The organism is Pseudoxanthomonas sp. 68-E7 (assembly GCF_057773145.1).
The window spans coordinates 233,544-252,603 of record NZ_JBYMTI010000006.1 but is presented as its reverse complement, the minus strand read 5'-3'; the positions used below and the strand labels follow the sequence as shown (position 1 = coordinate 252,603).

Genomic DNA, 19,060 nt, shown 5'->3' with positions numbered 1-19,060 from the left:
AGGCACGTTGTCCCGCAGGAGGACCCGGCCATGCCGGAAGCAAAGACCCGCCGCGCCGTCGCCCGCGACAAGCGCGAAGGCAAGTCGGCCAGCACCCAGGCCGGCGAATTCGTCCGCGAGGAAATCGAGCACGTCCGCGAAGGCAAGCACGGTGTCCAGAACACGAAACAGGCCATCGCCATCGGCCTGTCCAAGGCCCGCCGCGCCGGCATCGGCGTCGAGCCCGGTGACAGCGCCTCGCCCGAGGTCAAGAAGAAAGCCCGCAAGGACATCGCCAAGGGCCGGAAGAAGACCGCCAAGAAGGCGGTCAGCCGCACCGCCCTGTCCAAACAGGCCAAAAAGGCGGCCAGCAAGCGCACCGCCGCCAACCGCTCCGCCGCGGCGAAGAAGGCCGCCCGCACCAAGGGCCCGGCCAAGCGCTCGGCCGCGGCCAGGAAGGCGGCGCGTACGCGCAAGCAAGGCGCCTGATCGCAGGATGGGCCCCGGCCCACCATTGCCCATGCCCGCATGCCGATGACCCGGGGTGACGTTCGAACGAGCGCGGGCGCATTGGCAACGCCTGCACCGCGATGGTGGGCCCGGGCCCACCCCGCCTTCAGCGGCGGCCCGCCTCCCTCTCCCCGGACCACACCATTCGCCGGGCGGGCCAATATCCCGCCAATGCACGACCTGCACGCCATTTGAGGATGTCGTTGTGGCCCGTTGATGCGATCTTGGCGGCCTGCATCACCCAGACCGCTTCTTCGGCCCGGCTCCCGCAATGGGCGCCGGCTCCGAGGCTTCGATCATCACGCGTCCGCCCTGGCGCGGCGCGCAGTCCGCGTCCGCCACCTTGCAGGCGTCGCTCCCTGCGCGTGGTAGCCCGGAATGGCTGCCCGGAAAGCCTGGCTTGCCCGCCCGGCTCCCTGCCGTCCGTCGCCTGCGGTCGTGCCTGCCCGGCGCGCCCCTTGTCCGCGCCCGGTCTTCCGGTATAGCGTGCGCCTGATCCTGCCGCGCGCTGCACGGGGAAACCGGCGGATCTCCCGAATCCATCGCTCGAGGCAACAAGGCAGGCACCCGTCGCTGCAAGGCGTGCGGTATTGCCGCATCCGCCTGTCGTCGCCACGGGCCTGGTCATCACGCGGCAAAAAGGCAGGGAAAGAACCGCTGCGACATGCACCCCCCGGATGTCCCCGCGGACATCCTGGCCCAGGAACCGCATCCAAGGAGGAGTGTCGATGAAAGTCCACCATCTGGCCGCTTGCGCCCTGCTCTGGCTCGGCGCCATGTCCCTCGGACACGCGCAGGAAAGCACCGACAAGAACGCGGATCTGCAAGCGCAGATCGATCGCCTGACCAAGCAGGCCGAACTCAACAAACTGACCTATGGCACGCCCCTGGAAGGCAAGGCCGGCGACATCGCCGGGCCGGAAAACGTCAAGGGCCTGGCCCAGCAGCGCGTACTCGCACTGTCCGCCGCCACGGGACAGGATCTCGGCCGCAGGATTCGCCAGCAAGGCGCCACCCACCAGTGCCCCGGCGTATTGCTGACCGATGACGCGGACCATGCCACCAAGCAGGTGCTGGCGCTGTCGATACAGCAGAAGCTGGATGCGATGGGCAAGGAAATCGGCAACCTCGATACCGTCGCGTCGAAGTACAACTCGAAGAGCAAAAGCGGCCTGGTGGCCTCGGTCGGCATCATCACCGGCATCGCCCAGTCCCTGGTCAGCGTCTGGAAGCTCTTCCAGTCCAACTATGCGGTCAGCAGCTTCACCACCACCCGGGACGCGGACTGGACCGAAGCCAACATCCGCACCGGCTATCTCGCGGACAACCCTGCTTCCGCCCCGGCCCTGCTGTCCACCCGCTATCCTTCTTTTGCCCAGGCCAATGCGCATATCAAGCAACTGGATGACTGGCTGGACAGCGCGACACGCGCACGCGACAAGATTCAGCAGAAAACCAAGGACTCCAAGAAGCCCGCGGACCTCCAGGCGCGTGCCTATGCCGAGGAGGTCGTCAAGGCCATCACCGGCATGCGTACCGCCCTGGTCGGCGCCGATGCCTCGGTGATGGCGCCCATCGCCGCGTTGACGCCCTACCTCGCCAACCAGAAGAACAAGGGCTGCACGGTTCGCTGGAAGGACAACACACCCGACGGGGTGGCACTGACCAAGGACACCGTCTGGGGCAAGCGCGGGCGCATCTACCTCAACCACGCGGTGCAACTGTCCGCCATCGTTCTCGGCAGCGATGGCGCGCCCCTGTCCGCGCTCTGCCAGCAGCGCTCCATGGCCGCCACGATCAAGCTGTCCACGCTGGTCAAGGATGACCCCGCCGCTGCCGGGGGAGCCTGGACCGACATGGAACGCCTGTCGTCACCGGTCGACTGCGGGATGTTCCCGGCCGGCGCCGACGCAAGCCCGATTCCCGCCGGCAATGCACCGTCCCCTGCCGGGAGCTGAGCCATGCGAGGCAGCGGCTTTCGCCGGCTCTGTGTCGCGGGGGTATTGGCCAGCGGCCTGTGGGTTGCAGCCAATGCCGGAGCCGACGACATGGAAGCGCTCAGGATCGCCCAGGCCCCGCGGCGCCTGGCCCTGGTGGTGGGCAACGCGGGCTACCAACACCTTTCTTCCATTCCCAGCGCGGAGGTGGATGCCGCGCGGATGGAGGCGCTGCTGAAGGAACTGCGGTTCGAGGTGTCGCCCATCGCCACGATCACCTCGGCGGTGTCCTTCGAGGAAACCACGCTGCCCGATTTCCGCCGCAAGATCGAGGAAGGCGACATCGTGGTGGTCTATTTCTCCGGCCATGGTTTTTCCTACGGACAGAACAACTACCTGGCGGGAACCGATACTCCGCTGCAACTGGACGAGCAGAAGCTTCCCGACCACGCGGTGGCGGTGGAATCGCTGGAATCCTACCTGGCCAAGAAACGACCCGGCCTGTTGCTCTTCATCGTGGACGCCTGCCGGACCATCGGCGGTTTCGTCATCAAGGACAGGCAGCAGCAGTACGGCGTGGAAAAAGGCTACATGCCCGTCCAGCATGCCGATCGCGGCGTCAACACGCTGGTGGCCTACGGCTCGCGCCTGGGGACGGCGGCCTTGGGTTCGAGCGAAGCCTCGCGCCCCAGCACCTTCACCGAAGCGCTGTTGAACAATCTTTCCCGCCAACCCGGCGAGTTCGGCAGCGTCTTCAACGATGTCAGCGCCCGCGTCACCATCGCCACCGGTTTGACGCAACAACCCGGCGTGCTGGACTGGTCGGACAGCGATTTCTATTTCCTTCCCGATGACAGGGTGAGTGCAAAGGAACGCGAGGCGTGGCTGAGCGCGCTGGAATCGGGCATTCGCGAGCAGGTTCTTTATTTCAGCCGGCGCTTTTCCACCAGCCACTACGCCCATGCCGCACGACAATGGCTGTCCACGCACGACAAGGACGAACCCGCCTACACCCTGGTGTTTCCGCCCGCGGTGGAGCTGAGCTGGAATACCGATGCGCCGGTCGGCATCAGCCGCGCGGATTTCGGCCTGGCCTATGCACGCCTGCATCGCGTTGTCGACGACATGACACAGGCGGGGCCGACCTGGGATCCGGATACGGTGGGCCTGGTGGCCGCCTCCGCGAAAGCGCCCGCGCTTTCACCCGCGTTGCTGGAAACCCTCAAATCAAACCTGCAATCCCAGGCCTCGCTGGTCGCCAGCACCAACCTGATCGCGTACGCCGGGCCGGATACGTCCTCCGGGATTGAAAGCCGGGTGACGAAAGGCGACTACCTGCAGTTTGTCGATTTCGTCGAGGGCCCAGGCACCCATTCGCTGTGGATGCAGGTGCGCAAGCCCGACGACAAGCTGCTCTACATCCCCGCGCCGGACAAGCCGCTGGCCCCGATGAGCATCGGGCACCCGCTTGATGAGGTCATTGCCCGGACCGCGCCCGGCGACCTGCCGGAACTGATCGACGAATCCGCCATTCAACAGGAGTTCCAGCAATTCAAGGCCGCACGGAAGTCGGTCAGTTGGGTTTCCATTGCCTACGAACCATCCGATCGGAAGGAGCTCCAGCTCCAGCGGCAGGCGCGCGCCGCCCATACCCTGCGCGTTCTCAAGAAGCACGGCGTTCCCGGCGTCCAGATCACCACCACCGAGGTTCCGCGGAGCGGTCTGGGTGACGGGGTACGCGTGCGCTTCTTCGGCTATTGACCTCCCGGACAAGGAATCGCCATGGACATGTTCAGTCGTTGCCTCACCGCTTCGCTCCTGCTGGCCGCCAGCGCCTCCACCGCCTTTGCCCAGCAGCCGGCCTCGCGCGAAAGCCTGTTGACCGGCCGCACCGCGTCGCAACCAGTACTGGATGCCATCGAGGTCTATCTCGACAAGAAAGAGAAGAAGATCGTCGGTGGCAAGCCGGCCAGGGCCGGCCAGTTTCCCTGGCAGGTGGCCCTGCTGGTGGCCCGCGTGCCGGATGCCTACGACGCGCATTTCTGCGGCGGCAGCGTGCACGCCGAGCGCTGGATCGTCACCGCGGCGCATTGCGTCAACGACACCGAAGCAGCGGACGTCGCCGTCATCGCCGGTACCCATCTGCTGGACGAGCAAGCCCCCGCACGCATCGCCGTCAGCCGCATCCTGGTCCACGAGGGCTACGACGATGAAACCTACGACAACGACATCGCCCTGCTGGAACTGGAGAAACCCCTCGTGCTTGGCGACAGGATACGGATCATTCCCCTGCTGGCCGCGGCCGATGAACCCTCCACCCTCAAGCCGGGCGCGCTGCTGACGGTCTCGGGCTGGGGAAGGACGCAACAGGATGGCGAGGGCACGCCCGCCCTGCAGTACGTGGACATTCCCTCCGTTGAACGCAAGACCTGCAATCGCGCGCTCGCTTACGACGGCGCCGTTACCGAGCGGATGATCTGCGCCGGTGTCGCCGTTGGCGGCAAGGACAGCTGCCAGGGGGACAGCGGCGGTCCACTGGCGGCCAATGCGGCGACCCGGCCCCGCCTGGCGGGCGTGGTCAGTTGGGGCGAAGGCTGCGCGCAGGCCGGCAAGGTGGGGGTCTATACCCGCGTCAGCCAGTTCACGGGATGGATCTCGACCTGCACGATGGACATCGCCCGATGCCGGGCCAAGTCTCGATGAGCCCCGTACCGGAAGATCCGCGAAGCCACCGCGCGAGCCGCGCTTTCCCGTCCGGGCAGCACCGCTGACGCGACCGTCCGGGATCAGCCTCCGCGAACCGGAGCCTGTCCCCCGTCGGCGCCGCTCAGGTGGATACGCGAGCGTCCGGCGTTCCGCACACGCTGCCGTCCGTCGGATCGGCGCCGGTTTTGATTGCGGCCCGCGTTGGCTACTGATAAATCGCAGGCTCGCGCCGTGATGGGGACACAGGGGCCGGCGCGCGGCTGACAAAGACTGGATGCTTGCCGTCGCATCGCCACGGAGGTCGTTGTGCGAAAGTCGCCCTTGGATCCGCGCCCGGAGTGGCGCCTGCTGCGCATGGTCGCGCCGGTTCCGTCGTCGCTCCGGAGCCGTTCGTCATCGCCCCGTACCGGGAGGCCGCGATGAAACGGCATCCCCGTTCGCATTGGCGAAGCCTTTCCGCCACCGTCCTGGTACTCGTGCTGACGATACTGGGCGCCGTCAGTTGCGTGCCCGGCAAGACCTACCGGACCCAGTTGAAAACGGCGGACTACTGCGTCGCCCGGGACATGCGCGATTGTCCACGCGACGCGCTGCATCTGGTGGCGGGCGCGCCACAGGGCGTGACCTCGCCACTGTTGGGATTCGTGGAATTCGATGACCAGGGCTACCTGCGCGAGCCCGTCCTCAAGGATGGCCTGGTCCGTCACCTGGCGGGCCTGGCGGCCACGCGTCCGCTGCTCGTCGTGGTGTTTGCCCATGGCTGGAAACACAATGCCGATCCGGCCGACGGCAACGTCGCGGCCTTCAGCCAGTTGCTGCTGGATCTGGCCGCCGCGGACGAGGAAGGCTGCGCCAATACGCCCTGCCAATCGCGGCAGGTGGTCGGTGTCTATCTCGGCTGGCGCGGACTGTCCAATCGCCTGGAGCCGTTCAAGACGCTGAGCTTCTGGGATCGCAAGGGACGCGCGCATCGCGTGGGTGGGGACGGCGTCACCGAAGTACTGGCCGAACTGGCGAAGATCAACGCACGCGATCGTGAAAGCCGGCTCGTCATCATGGGCCACAGCTTCGGCGGTGCTGTCGTCTACAACGCCGTCAACCAGATGCTCATCCGCGATACCGCCTTCCTCAATCGCGACCGCGTGGCGCGCAACGTCGCGGACCTGATCGTGCTGGTCAATCCAGCCTTCGAAGCGGCGCGCTTCAATGCCATCCAGCGCAAGGCCTCCGGCTTCACCTTCGTCGCGAAACAGAAACCGATCCTGGCGATCTTCACCTCCGAAGCCGACATCGCGACCAAGCGCGCGTTTCCGGCCGGGCGCGCAGTGTCCACGCTGTTTTCCGAGCACCGCGATGCGCGGCAACGAAGCCAGAACATCCGGGCCATCGGCCACTACGCGCCATTCCAGACCCATACGCTGACCGAGAACAAGGGAACGGCCAACGCCGCCAGCCTCGGGGCGTTCGCCTGCGCTTGGCAGGCCTACAGCCGTGGCGACACGGATCACTGGACCGTCGGCCCGGTCGCGCTCAACCGGCTCGCGCCAGCCGATTCGGGTTCCCGCCGCTTCAATCCGTACCTGGTGGTCGGCGTGGAGAAGGGCATCATCTCCGGCCACAACGACATCTGGGGCGATGCGTTCTCCGACTTCGTGTACCGCTTCGTCGCGGTGCAGGACTACCGCACCTGCCCTTCCGCGGACGGCTCGCCGGAGCCGCCGCCGCCCACCGCAACACCACCGGAGGGATCCGATGAACGCTCCGCACGCCTACCGTAAACGCCATCTCCTCGCCGTGGGACTGGCACTGGCGCTGGGGGCGTGCGCCACGGCGCCGGCGGACAGGGGGCACCCCGCCGCGGGCACCTCTCCGGAGCCGGCGCCCGCGTCGACGGGCGATCCCGCATCCCCCGATTCGCGCGTGGATGCGGCTCCCACGCAGGATTCGGCCGTGGTGGCGCCCGTTCGTCCCGATGCGCCGCCGCGAAACGCCATCGTCCCCCATGGTTATCCCGAACCGGCGACGCCCGCCGGCCTGCCGATGGCCCGCGCGGATCCGTCCACGATGGTGGCGCACTTCATCAATGTCGGCCAGGGCGACGCCATCCTGCTGGAGTTCTCCTGCGGCGCCGTCCTCATCGATACCGGCGGCGAGCGCACCACGCGCGCGCGCGGCAGCGATTTGCTGCGCAGTTACCTGGAAGAATTCTTCGGCCGTCGCCACGACCTGTCGCGCACGCTCGATCTCGTCGTCCTGTCCCACCCACACTCCGACCACACCGACGGTGCAGTGGGCCTGGTGGAAGCCGAGCCCGCATTCGACGTGCTCAACCTGCTGGATGATGGCGAACCCGGCAGCCACGATTCCGGCCGCAAGGGGCAACTCGCATTGCAACGCTACATCGCCGAAAACGAAGGCGGCTATGTCGGTCTGAGCGAGTCGGACGTCAAGACGGTCTCCGGCGTCAGCAATGACGTCATCGATCCCGTCGACTGCCGCCCCTCCGGTGGTGTCGATCCGGACATCGTCGCGTTGTGGGGCCGCGTGGATCTGGACGTGGGCTGGGCCAATGACCGCAACAACGACAGCGTCGTGGTGCGGGTGGATTTCGGCAAGGCCTCGTTCCTGTTCGTGGGCGACATGGAACACCAGGGCCTATCGGCCATGCTGGAGTCCTACGAGGCGGACCAGCGCATTTTCGATGTCGATGTCCTGAAGGTCGGCCACCATGGCTCGATGAATGCCACCACGCCGGACTTCGTCCGCGCGACCAGCCCGAAGATCGCGGTCATCCAGGCCGGCGATACCGCGTTCATCAACGAACCCCACAACGCCTATGTCTACGGCCATCCGAACCGCGCCGCGATACGGATGCTGCTTGCCGACGACGGCGGAGTGTCGATGGCACGCGACCCCATCCAGGTGCGCGTGGGCATCAAGGGAAAAGGGCTGGGCGCCGACGCGCCACCGCCACAGTTCACCCGCATGCGGCTGGACAAGGCCATCTACAGCAACAGCTGGGACGGCAACATCGCCGTCGTGGCGAACGCGGATGGCTCGCTCCAGGTGGAAACCGAGTACTGAGCATGTGCGCCCGTACGCCCGCACCCGAGTCGCCGGGATTCCCGGAAGGGCTATCGACGGATCTGCGCGCGGCCAAGTCCGAAGCCAGTGACCGCTACTTCACCCGGTCCGCCCGGCATCCGCTCGCCCCCTTCATTCTCCGTCGCGCACTGGCCGGGCTGCGGGAAGTCGGCGGCCACCAGGTCCACGCCATCGGCATCGGCTACAAGCTCACCAACGGCAAACCCGGCGACGCGCTCTGCGTGCGTTTCTATGTCTCCCAGAAGCTGCCCAAGCGCCTGTTGTCCGCGCGGGCGCGCATCAATACCCACATCGACGGCATCGACACCGACGTGATCGAGGCCGCGCCCGCCTTCCCGGCCATGCCGCTGGCGTGCTCGCGCGCGCGCCGCCAGCACAAGCGCCCGTTGCGTCCCGGATCGTCAATCGGGCTCGAAACCGTCGCCGGCGGCACCCTGGCCTTTCGCTGCACTTCCCGGCGGGGTGCCGAACAAGGTCGCACCCTGCTGTTGAGCAACAGCCATGTCTTCTCCGACTACGGCGCCGCGTTGCCGGGCACCGGCATCTGCCAGCCGTCGCTCGCCGATGGAGGAACACCACAGGACCGCGTGGGTTCGCTACTGCGGTTCGTGCCATTGCAGGAGGGTGTGCTGGCGACCAACCAGGTGGATGCGGCGGTCGCCATCCTGGATGACGGCATCGGCGTGGAAGCGGATATCTGCACCGTGGGCGCCGTGCAGGGCACTGTCCCGCCCTTCGTCGGCCAGTTGGTGCACAAGCACGCGCGCTCCACCGGCTACTCCTCCGGCGTGGTGGACGACATCGCCTGCGACGTGCTGCTGCCCCTGTCCCGGGCCACGCCGCAACGCCAGGCCCGCTTCGTCAACCAGATCCGCATTCGCGCCCGCTCGGGCGCCTCCCTGTTCGCGCAACTGGGTGACAGCGGCGCATTGATCGTCGACAAGCCGGGCAACCGCGCGGTCGGCCTGCTGTTCGCGTGTCCGGACAACGGCACGCATGCCTTTGCCAATCCTATCCGCGCGGTACTCGATCAGCTGGACATCGACCTCGGCTAAGGAGAATCCCCATGAAGGCCCATCCGCGATTCACGGCAGTCTTGATGCTCGCGCTGTCCTGGACGTCGAATGCACAGGCGCAGGAGTCCACGCTGCAAGGCGACGCCGCCACCGCGACCGTGGCCCGCGAGCTGCGCGCGCAGGACACGCTTTCTTCCGGCATGGTCCAGCGCATGCGCGGCTCGACCCTGCCGCTGGGCGAGGTCACCCGTGTCCAGGACGATGCGCTGAGGGAAGCCATCGAACGTTCCGCCCGTGCCCGGGAGCCGGCCACCCGCTTCCCAGCATCCGTGGATCCCCAACCTACCCCGGCACCTGCCGAAGTCCCCGCCGCCACGCCGGCCACGCCCACCCTCGACCTGGCCGCCTTGCGCCAACAGGCGGGCGTGGGCGCGGTGGAGGTGTACCAGACCGGCCGCAAACTCGACATCGAAGGAAGCCAATCCATTCCGCTGGAACAGGGCCAGATTGTCGCCGTGCGCGACCCCACCGCGCAGCCCGTCACCGTGCAGGACGCCAATGGCACGCAGTCGGCCTCGCCAACCCGCCTGATCGCGCTCGACGCACTCGGCAAGCTCCGGCAACTGGCACTGGTCCATCGCGTCCAGGGCCTGACCTGGAACCGCAACCTGGGAAGCTTCACCGGCGTCCTGCTGGTGGGCCTGGTTGATCGCGAGCGGCCCGGCGAACAGGCGCGGCTGCCCGAGGCCATCGCCGTGCAACTGCTCGCCCCCGGCGCCTTGCTCAATCCGCAGGAACTGGCCATCGATCGGATTGGCGGCCGGCTGGAAAAGGTGGACGTTTCCATTGCCGATCCTGATGACCCCTTCCTGGTGCAACTGATCTCCTCCGTGGATCAGGATGTGCCGCAGGCCTCCGTGCCCCTGCACCGCATTCCGCTGGTGATCATGGCGCCCGCGCAGATCGACGCCTTCGGCATCGGCATGAGTGACATCACCGTGCGTGGCCGCAGCGGCCGCCTGCATCCGGGCGACGTGGTCAGCCTGGATCTGGACAACGGCGCCCTGGATGCCACCTCCCTGACCGTGGGAGCCGATGGCGTGGCAACCACCCGCCTGCGCTCCACCGGCCTGGGCCAGGGCGAGCTGAAGGTGGTCGGCGGCCCCTACGTCGCCGCCCCCGTCAAAGTGCGCTACGCAACGCCATTCCTGTTCCTGATGGCGACCCTCATCGGCGCCATGCTCGGCGCCACCATCTTCGTCTATGCGCGCAATCGCGGCGGCAAACTGCGCAGCCGCCTGCTGTTCGACTGGCTGGTCGGCATCATCGTCGGCGTCGGCGTCACCGCCATGATCTACGCCGGCATGAAACTCCCCGACTGGCTCCCCACCCCACGCAACCTGGTCGGCACCATCGTTCCGTTCGCGATGGCCTTCGTGGCCGCGGCGATGGGGGCGGCGCTGATTACCTTCCTGACGGGGTTCAAGGCGAAGACCTGACTGCTGATCGGGCCAAACCCAGCATCGCACTCTCATCACTCCCATCGCTCAATGGAGAACGCAATGACGCGCCAGCAAGCCCCGCGAATCATCTGGAAAAAGTTGCTGATCGTGTTCCTCGTGTTGATCGCCCTCTCCGTCGTGGCCGTGTACGCCGGTGGCGATGTCGCCGTCATCGCCCTGACCTTCCTCACCGGCAACATCGGTGGCTATGTCGGCATCCACCGCAACCTCGCCGGCCTTTCCGACGCGGAACTGGTCGAGCTGTCGGAGACCTGGCTGGGGCTCGTCATTCCCTCTTTCGTGGGCGGACTGCTCGCGTGCGTCCTCTATGCCATCTTCATTTCCGGCCTTATCGCCGGCGAAATGTTCCCGACCATCGTCGCCGACACGGGACTGGCCCCCGATGGCTTCAAGGCCATCTTCCACCAGCATGCCCAGGGCCCTGCCGAGTACGCCAAGCTGTTCTTCTGGTCCTTCGTCGCCGGCTTCAACCAGAAGTACGTCGTGGACGTCATTGATTCCATCAAGAGCAACAACGTGAACTCGACTCCTCCCTCGTCCACCCGCATATGAGATCCGGGAACCGGGCGACATCGCCGCCCGGTCCCTCCATATCCACTAGCGTGGCTGCCAGGTGGTGTTCTTGAGGACGAAGTCCAGTTCCTCGGTCCACTTTTCCAGGATGTAGGCCCAATCGCCCACCGGCGGGGTGGGTTCGTAGCGCTTGGGCAGTTCGCTGCGGGAGCGGGACAAGGTGGTGGTCAGCTGCACCCGCTGGTGCAGGCCGTACAGCAGGTGATAGGCCTCCTGCGTCAGCAGGTAGCCGGTGCGCTTCTTTTCTTCGCGCGGCCGTTGGTGGGGGTGAGAGGGGGTGTGGCGATCGTCGCCCATGGCAGTGCTCCCTTGCAGTGCGGTGGCCCGCCTGCACGCGCAGGCGGGATGTCGGGAGGCTCGAAACCGCGTAAAGCCGGCGGGCGTATTCCCCCAAAGGGGTGTTGTATTAGCCGCCCTCCCGACGCAGGAAGTCTGCAACGGGAAATTATGCCCGAACGTGAGTTCGGGCATAAAAAACCCACCGGGGTTTTCGGAGGTGGGTACCGCTTTACGAGGAGTTTCGAGGCTCCGGGGGCAATGGTTAAGGGCTGGGGTGGGTGGTGTCAACGCACATTGAGTGGCTCCTCATGCTGCGTTAGCTATCGACCCGAAGCGGTCACTCGGTTACGGCTCGGGCCGCCTGACGAGATGCCAAAAGCTAGACCTAGCGCCCAAAGAATCCACGCAACCAGTTCTTGAACGCATGATTGCGCTTCCAGCGCATAAAAGCGCGGAGGTGAACCTCGCGAGACGAACTTACCGGTGGTGCGAAGCCTGCCGTCTGCAATCTCCGCGCCTCCTTCTTCATCCGCTGCCATTCGCCTTTTGATTTCAGGCCGTCTACACCGTTCATCTGTTCTGCCACCCCCCTGTGAGTATGAGGGAGAACCATGTCGAGATCACCGCAGTCGAGGTGAGCACTACTGCTAATGGGGGCGAGATCATCAGACCCTTTCATCCACGAACCATGATCTTCATGCCTTCTGCGGAGGTGCCAGGCGAGCATGTCAGCAGCTTGAAGTGGAGCGAATGTTTTGTCGTCCGCGTATCTCGGTTTGCGCGCGATCAGTGCGCGTGCTTCTTTTGGAATGCTTTCCACCATGTACTCAAAAAAAAGATCAACCTCATCTTCTATTTCCGCCTGAGTGTCGAAGATGAACTCAATCTTGCATTGATGTTTCTGGCTGGCGACGAACCGGCAAACAGAGGAGACAATACCGAAGGTGCAGGAAAAATGTGCATTGCCTAGGCCGCGTGGGGCGATCGCCCTGAATTCTTCCCAATCAGCCGAACGACTCATTGAGTTGTGAAACGAAATGGGCGCGAAGTAGTCGATGAGCGCCTTCAGGCGAGCTAGCTTTTCGCTGACCTCGCCTTGTGTCCAGCCATAGAACTCCCCATCCCTGCTGTTTGCCTCACGCATCTTCATGTAGTTAATGGGCTTCCCGGCTCGCAGTTCGGCCGCCCATGCGTCGGAAAACAATGCCCAGTTCTCGGCGGTAGAAACAAAGCCGGCCATGAACAACCTCCGGTCGCCCTTGTCGCTGCCCGAGTCGTCAATCACAGCCTGGAGGCAAGCAAACGGTTCTCGCATCCCCCAAGCGTAGCGTTGACGGGGCCAAGAGGCTACCAGTCGAGGTCTGGAGTGCGACCCGAACCGCCATTACCATCGGAGCCATGAGTACGCCCGACCCGACGGCCCCTGACCCGCTTGGCGCTTCCCCAAGCCCCCAAAGTTTCCCGACACCGCCCGGGGAAGGCGAACGACGAGCACAGCGTGGCTATACGCGCCAGTACGACGCCGCGGCCGCTGCCATTTATCACGGGCTAGACCGCGGAGACCTACGCTGGGTTGGCCTTGCAGATCGTTGTGCGGGAATCGCTGATGACGTCGTGCTGGGGTACGACGGTGACGTTGTCGGTCATCAGTTCAAGACCTCACGAGACCCTGGAACCTTTCGCATCCGCACCCTACTTACGGGTGCGAGCGGACTGCTCCCAGGTTTAGTGGTCGCATGGCACGAACTCAGAGGCAGCTGCCCTAGACAGAACGTTCGCATCAGGGTGGTGGTGTCAGATGCGCCAGCGGACAATGACGACGTAGGGGGTGGGGGATCCACGCGGCAGTTTGTCTCGCACTGGCAGTTGCATCCGTCATGGAGCATGGCCGAGTGGCGGACCTCGCCATGGTGGCCGATTGTCGAGCACCTCTGGACGGCATCCAGGCTTGCAGAACCTGAATTCGAAGAATTCTTTCGCCGATTGGAGCTGATTCACGGCGATCAGGCAGACTTTGCAACGCGTTACGGCATCACGGCCCAATCGCGACCACAGGTTGACTTGATCGCGCAACGATTGCCGAAGCTGGTCGCACGCGTTCCCGAGCAGGACCGATGGACGCGGGACGAATTCCTCAGGGAAATGGGCTGGCGCGACACTGAGACGCGTCATCGCCATCAATTCCCGATCGGCATTGCCGTGCAGCGCAATCCGGCCTCGGAAATCCAATTGAGACGAGCGCTGAGTGCAAGCCCATCGGGCTACCTGTCGCTCGTCGGCCCTCCGGGTTCGGGCAAATCGACTCTGCTCCAGATCGCGCTGGAATCCGAGCCGCAATTGACTGTTGTCCGCTACCTTGCTTTCGTGCCTGGAGCTGCTCAAGGAATCGGCCGCGCCGAAGCGGCCGACTTTCATGAGGATCTGATCGTTGGAATGAGGCGGACTGGCTTGCTGGGCGTACGGTTTCGGCGGGAGTCGCCGCAGGACCGTCGGGAGGAGTTTGAAGCCCTGCTGGCAGCGGCTGGTCAGCGATTTCAGGAGACGGGTGTTCGAACGCTCATCGTGGTGGACGGTCTGGATCACGTCCCGCGCGAAGAGCGTCCTGAGCGATCGTTTCTTTCCGAGCTCCCGCTGCCAGCCTCGGTTCCGCAGGGGGTCATCTTTCTACTCGGCACCCAGCGTCTCGACCTTCCAGAGATCCCGCCCGCGGTCCGGGCGCAGGCCGATACGGCGGCAAGACGCGTGGACATGGCCCCGCTTTCGCAGGCCGCGATTTCTTCAATGGCAGATGCCATGGGATTACCGGAATCGGTGCCGAGATCGCGCCTTCGCGAGCTCGCCCATGGTCATCCGCTCGCCACGCACTACCTGATTCAGGCCTTGCTTTCGGCGGAAAACGAGCAAGCGAGGGACTCCATCCTGGAGGATGGGTTCGAGTATTCGGGGGATATCGAGACGTACTACGCGTCTGCTCTACGCGGGCTCGTTGACGATGATGAGGTCATGGACGTCCTCGGTCTCGTCGCACTTGCCGAGGCGCCGCTGGACTTGAGCCTCCTCGAGCATCTCTACTCGCGGGCGGCGCTTGAAAGGGCATGGCGCGCCGCGCGTCACCTTCTAAAGCGCTCTCAAGGTGGCTGGTCGATTTTCCATAACAGCTTTCGGTTGTATGTCGCTCGTGTCCCTCGATTCCGGTTCGGCGAGCCGGATACCGAATCTTCTTCGCGCCTCTACCGCCGACTTGTCGAGATTGCCGAGCGAACGGGCTCTGATTCGTCGCAACGCTTCCTGAGGTTGCGTTATCTGATGAGGGTAGGCGATCACGCGAAAGTGCTCGCAGCTACGACCCCCGCATTCTTTCGCGAGCAGTATCTGGCTGGTCGTTCGGCGTCCGATATTAAAGATGACATCAGGTTGGCCTTCAGTTCCCTCAAGTACATAAGGGACGCAACGGCTGCCTTCAACCTGATTCTTGCGTCCGACGAAATCTCTCGAAGGGCTTCTGCCTTCGAAGACGACCGCGAGACCATCAAAGCCCTAATCGCGTTGGGTCAGGTCGACGAGGCAGAAGCGCTCTTCGACGAGACAGGTGGCGACGGCTACGATGTCGTGGATGCTTGGCAAGACCAAGGAAACATAGAACGGGCAAGGACGTTGTTCGAGCGCATCGAGCCATTGCACGACCTAGGCTCGGATTCTTCGATGGGCAGTCCGATGACCTGGCAGCGTGAGCTGCAGAGGTGGGCTGCACGCGCTATCGATTTTCGCAGTTCCAGCGAGATAATGGCCGGTATCAACCGAATTGTTGAGATGGTTCGGCGCGAACGCGATCAATTCAATGACCCGGACGACCTGGGCTGGTCGATCCGTTGGGAGGCAGCGCTTGCCACGGTCGCCTCAGATCCCTCGGCGGATATTGACGTGGTGATCGGAGCCTATGAGTTGGAACCATCTGTTCGCGCGACTATGCGGCTGGTTGCGGCCAGGCGCGCTCTTCAGGACGGCGCGCAGGAGCGCGCCACCTCGGCGATTGCTGAGATTGATGACGTCGCAACAGATGCTGCTGAGTTGGCCGAGGTGCCTCGTGGGTTGAGACGTGGCGTGTCACTAATGGCTGCGCGCAGCGGTGCTGTGGGGAGTGCGCAATCCTTAGCGGTCGGGTTGGCGGTTCCGGCCATCGCCGAAATGGACAACTCAACAGACTACGAACTTTCCAAGGACATTCCTCGGGCGGTCATTGAGCATGCCGAACTCGTAACCCTGCTCAATGAACCTCTACCCACATCTTCCCCATCCAGCAAACCTCAGCTCGTTCCGCTTCAGCAATTTGCGGAGCACGCTGGCATCCTGGGCGCTAGAAGCAGGCGCGATTCGCAAGGCATGCAGGCTGGTGAAGTTGCACAGGAGTGCGCGGCTTTCATGCGCTACGTTTGTCGCACAGTTCCGGGTGGGGGTGGCGAATATTTCGTGATCGGCCAGCTAGACAGGGCGGCACCCGAAGTACTGAGTTCGCTTCTGAAGACTGCAGCACGTATCAGCCGCGAGGAATTCGCGCGAGCCATAGAAGCGGTAGACCGGATTCTCGAGGACCACCCGATGGTCCGTGGTCGCACGTTCTCTCTTGAGATGATGATCGCCAAGGCCGTCGCGAATCTGGGTCAGAACACGGATGACGCGGAGCGACGGCTGGATGGTTTGCTCGAGCGCCGCGACCAAGGGACGCCCGGTCAATTCCTGGAGAGCACTGCGCGCCTCGCCGATGCCTTTGCGCGCGTAGGCCGTCCGGCACGCGGCCAAGCCCTACTCGCGGAGCAGCGAGCGCATACCCTGGGATATGCGCTGCGTGCAAAAAAAGACCCGCAGTACGCGTTCTGGATGACTTTACTGCGGAAGGCCAACCAAGCGGACCCCAGTCAGCGCTCTGAGCGAGTCCGCATGCTTGCGCGACAGGCGATTGGCATGGCCTCGACGGAGGGAAGCGATGCGGCAGACCGGATCGCACATGGCCTGATTCTCGAGGCTGCCATGGACAGCGCGCAACTCGGCTCGAGTGTGGCTGATGCGCTGCTCGAGGCAGGTCTGATCGAAATGCCTGAAGTCGTGGACGCATTGATGGCGGGCATGATCCGGCGCGATCCACAGATCGTCCTTCCGTGCGTGAATACATGGCTTTCGCTTTGCCTGCCATTCCACCGGGCTGCCTACTACCGGGTATCCGAGGAGGCCAACTTCATTCACGAGGCAATTCAGACCGCGGGTTCTGAGATTCTGGACGATATCGGGAGATTGATGCTCGACAGTATCGCGGTTCACGCTCAGGTTGATGTTAGGCCGGAGCTCGTTGACGCATTGAAGGCCGCGCTTTCCCTGCGCGGCGCAGACGTGGCTACCGTCGAAGCGGCGAAAGTTCGTATTTCCGGCGACGCGCCGCTGCCAAGAAGTGGAGGCAACTCCCCCATGCGGTACGACGACGCGCTAGACATGCGGGGACTGGCGGATAGGTTAGACGCTGACGCTGCCTCGGGCGCCGTCAGCTTCGAAGCCGGATCGGCGTTTCGGCGGCTGCTGTCTGCCTCAGATTTCAACCTCGCACTGGAAGTATTTGATTGCCATCCAAAGGTTCAAGAGGACAATCGAGCCAGATTCTCTCTTGTCGACAGAGCCTTGGCGGAGGGGCAGCGAGAGGTCGCCATTCGTTTGACGGATGAATATCAGCCCGATGCCGACCGTAGTTTCAGTTGGTCGTGGATGATGGGTGGTGGGCGACAACGCTACTTCCGTGCCCGCCTGCAATTGGAAGGGGAGAGCGTCTACGAATTGGCTTATGCAAATCTGGCCTCGAGCTTGGCCGCCGGAGACGACGCCACCAATTCGTTACTTTGGGATCTCGATGACATCTGGCCACTTCTCGAGCCTGCTCCAAACTGGTCTGGCATGTGGGCGTCAGTACAAGACCAGCTGCCACACACTCGTGATTACGCTTTAGGCCGGGATGTCGACCATGAAGATGGATTGTCGGATTCAGCACTGATCGCCAAGCTTTTTCATAAGGTCATCTCGCTGCCCGTTTCGGAACTTCAGTGGCAAGCGGGGGGCGGGGCGCTGTCTCTCTCGGCTTCTGACCCGGCCGCCTTTGGGATCCTGATCAATTCTCTCCTGAGCGATTCGGGCGATTCGATCATCAAAGGGCTTCAACTGCTTCGGTCTACAGGCAACCCTGCGCTTCGGGAACTATTTGCCTCACGAATTGGCGATCTGGCAAATGATGACGACTTTGGAGTGCGCGTTCTCGCGCGTAAGTTGGCCGAACGTTGGGGATTGGATCTCCACGTTGGACGCAGCGCACTACCGGCATTTTATGGATTTTCTCTTCCTCCGCTTGAGGTTACCGAACGCGATGAAACGCTTCGCGAACGACCTTTCGGTGCGCCTCTCGTATCGGACGCTGCGGCGTGGTGCGCACCTTTCACCGACTTGATCGAAAAGATCGCGTCAATCGCCGGGGTAACCGAGGATCACATTCGCCACCGAGTCCAGCAATTTATAGACGGCTGGGGCGGTGTCCAGGCGTTTGGTTCGGCAGGCGCTGCTGAGCTCAGAGGAACCCTTCAGAATCTGGGTTTGCAGCTGAAATACTTCGCCCCACATTTCGTTGGTGGTTTGCGCGCGTTGCGGCATGTGGCCGGCGAGTTGGACGGCGCCGGGCGAATCGACACCGATGAAGTCGATTCGCTGCTCGGTGACTTCGCGATTTCTCCGGAGTGGATGCGGAGTGCGATCGATCGAAGGCCGGAGTTTGTGGTCCGACCAGTGCTGCCGCGCGGCTTCAGCGCGGACGAAGAGGCTTGGCTAGCGCAGGTGGAGGAAGACCTCACTGTCGCGGTAGGTGCCGAAACCATCTTGGCGGAGCTGACCCACTTCCAGGGGCGATCCAGTTTCACGGCCTACGAGTGGAGTCGGATGCGCCTTCTTGGGACGAAGCTTCCTCCCGGTCAAAACCCCGTGTCGCTATTCGAGCGCTTGCCCGACTCTGGTTTTCCGGTCCGTGCCGTTACTCGGCGGGGCCTTGCACCGCTGCCGCGCTTTGAGTTGACGCTCGCTCCGGGCCTAGCCAATCGATTGAGGTGGCAGGCGGCGACGGACGGTACATCGCGATGGTTCGATGCCAATGGTCAATTGGTGGCGACTGCGTATTGTTGGAGAGACGGTGGTCCGGATGGGCAAACGCACGGGGACTGCCTGTATGGCGAGGGTGCGGTGATTGCGCTGACCGAGATCGGCCGCACGCAGCTCGAAGGGCTCGTCGGCGCCCGCCGGGTCGAAACTGTGGCTCGGCGTGCTCGATCACATAACGCCCAGAACCAAGAGCGATTCGCTGCTTCGAGACCGCCCGACGATCCAGGATTACCGGAATAGTGCCGTTCGCCTTGTG

12 protein-coding genes are annotated in these 19,060 nt (G+C 64.0%); 10 read left to right on the top strand and 2 right to left on the bottom strand.

Annotated features, from left to right (window positions below):
• Positions 1–30 precede the first annotated feature (30 nt).
• The 9 genes from AC3DE2_RS16010 (at position 31) to AC3DE2_RS15970 (ending at position 11,328) form a co-directional block, all read left to right on the top strand.
• The gene (locus AC3DE2_RS16010) at positions 31–468 is read left to right on the top strand and encodes a DUF6496 domain-containing protein (protein ID WP_488427011.1); all 438 of its coding nucleotides are present in this window, start codon (positions 31–33) and stop codon (positions 466–468) included.
• A 749-nt stretch (positions 469–1,217) separates the two neighbouring features.
• Positions 1,218–2,447, top strand: coding sequence for a hypothetical protein (locus tag AC3DE2_RS16005; RefSeq protein ID WP_488427010.1), 1,230 nt, complete (start codon positions 1,218–1,220; stop codon positions 2,445–2,447).
• Positions 2,448–2,537: 90 nt separating this feature from the next.
• The gene (locus AC3DE2_RS16000; protein WP_488427009.1) at positions 2,538–4,187 is read left to right on the top strand and encodes a caspase family protein; all 1,650 of its coding nucleotides are present in this window, start codon (positions 2,538–2,540) and stop codon (positions 4,185–4,187) included.
• 21 nt (positions 4,188–4,208) lie between these two features.
• A complete protein-coding gene (locus AC3DE2_RS15995; RefSeq protein ID WP_488427008.1) occupies positions 4,209–5,129 on the top strand; it encodes a serine protease in 921 nt (306 codons plus the stop codon).
• Positions 5,130–5,551: 422 nt separating this feature from the next.
• Positions 5,552–6,910, top strand: coding sequence for an alpha/beta hydrolase (locus tag AC3DE2_RS15990; protein WP_488427007.1), 1,359 nt, complete (start codon positions 5,552–5,554; stop codon positions 6,908–6,910).
• A complete protein-coding gene (locus AC3DE2_RS15985) occupies positions 6,885–8,216 on the top strand; it encodes a ComEC/Rec2 family competence protein (protein WP_488427006.1) in 1,332 nt (443 codons plus the stop codon). Before AC3DE2_RS15990 ends, AC3DE2_RS15985 begins: the two co-directional genes overlap by 26 nt.
• 2 nt (positions 8,217–8,218) lie before the next feature.
• On the top strand, positions 8,219–9,292 hold the full coding sequence (locus AC3DE2_RS15980; RefSeq protein WP_295382164.1) for a chymotrypsin family serine protease: 1,074 nt from the start codon (positions 8,219–8,221) through the stop codon (positions 9,290–9,292).
• Between the two features lie 11 nt (positions 9,293–9,303).
• A complete protein-coding gene (locus tag AC3DE2_RS15975) occupies positions 9,304–10,752 on the top strand; it encodes a hypothetical protein (protein WP_488427005.1) in 1,449 nt (482 codons plus the stop codon).
• Between the two features lie 63 nt (positions 10,753–10,815).
• A complete protein-coding gene (locus tag AC3DE2_RS15970) occupies positions 10,816–11,328 on the top strand; it encodes a hypothetical protein (protein WP_488427004.1) in 513 nt (170 codons plus the stop codon).
• 45 nt (positions 11,329–11,373) lie between these two features.
• Here the strand turns inward: AC3DE2_RS15970 and AC3DE2_RS15965 are convergent, their stop codons facing one another.
• Together AC3DE2_RS15965 and AC3DE2_RS15960 are read right to left on the bottom strand one after the other, a co-directional pair.
• Entirely contained in the window at positions 11,374–11,646 is a 273-nt protein-coding gene (locus AC3DE2_RS15965; protein WP_488427003.1) for an XAC0095 family protein, read from the bottom strand.
• 367 nt (positions 11,647–12,013) lie between these two features.
• Positions 12,014–12,943, bottom strand: coding sequence for a DUF3800 domain-containing protein (locus tag AC3DE2_RS15960; RefSeq protein ID WP_488427002.1), 930 nt, complete (start codon positions 12,941–12,943; stop codon positions 12,014–12,016).
• Positions 12,944–13,512: 569 nt separating this feature from the next.
• On the opposite strand from AC3DE2_RS15960, the gene AC3DE2_RS15955 reads away from it, so the two are divergent.
• Positions 13,513–19,044: an AAA family ATPase gene (locus tag AC3DE2_RS15955; protein WP_488427001.1), complete on the top strand. Its 5,532-nt coding sequence runs from the start codon at positions 13,513–13,515 to the stop codon at positions 19,042–19,044.
• Positions 19,045–19,060: the final 16 nt, after the last annotated feature.

Bases quoted from the DNA above. Each gene is read 5' to 3' on its own strand.
- AC3DE2_RS15970 (WP_488427004.1), top strand. From the start codon at position 10,816: ATGACGCGCCAGCAAGCCCCGCGAATCATCTGGAAAAAGTTGCTGATC.
- AC3DE2_RS15985 (WP_488427006.1), top strand. From the start codon at position 6,885: ATGAACGCTCCGCACGCCTACCGTAAACGCCATCTCCTCGCCGTGGGA.
- AC3DE2_RS15990 (WP_488427007.1), top strand. From the start codon at position 5,552: ATGAAACGGCATCCCCGTTCGCATTGGCGAAGCCTTTCCGCCACCGTC.
- AC3DE2_RS15995 (WP_488427008.1), top strand. From the start codon at position 4,209: ATGGACATGTTCAGTCGTTGCCTCACCGCTTCGCTCCTGCTGGCCGCC.
- AC3DE2_RS15960 (WP_488427002.1), bottom strand. From the start codon at position 12,943: ATGCGAGAACCGTTTGCTTGCCTCCAGGCTGTGATTGACGACTCGGGC.
- AC3DE2_RS16000 (WP_488427009.1), top strand. From the start codon at position 2,538: ATGGAAGCGCTCAGGATCGCCCAGGCCCCGCGGCGCCTGGCCCTGGTG.
- AC3DE2_RS15955 (WP_488427001.1), top strand. From the start codon at position 13,513: ATGGCCGAGTGGCGGACCTCGCCATGGTGGCCGATTGTCGAGCACCTC.
- AC3DE2_RS16010 (WP_488427011.1), top strand. From the start codon at position 31: ATGCCGGAAGCAAAGACCCGCCGCGCCGTCGCCCGCGACAAGCGCGAA.
- AC3DE2_RS15965 (WP_488427003.1), bottom strand. From the start codon at position 11,646: ATGGGCGACGATCGCCACACCCCCTCTCACCCCCACCAACGGCCGCGC.
- AC3DE2_RS15975 (WP_488427005.1), top strand. From the start codon at position 9,304: ATGAAGGCCCATCCGCGATTCACGGCAGTCTTGATGCTCGCGCTGTCC.
- AC3DE2_RS15980 (WP_295382164.1), top strand. From the start codon at position 8,219: ATGTGCGCCCGTACGCCCGCACCCGAGTCGCCGGGATTCCCGGAAGGG.
- AC3DE2_RS16005 (WP_488427010.1), top strand. From the start codon at position 1,218: ATGAAAGTCCACCATCTGGCCGCTTGCGCCCTGCTCTGGCTCGGCGCC.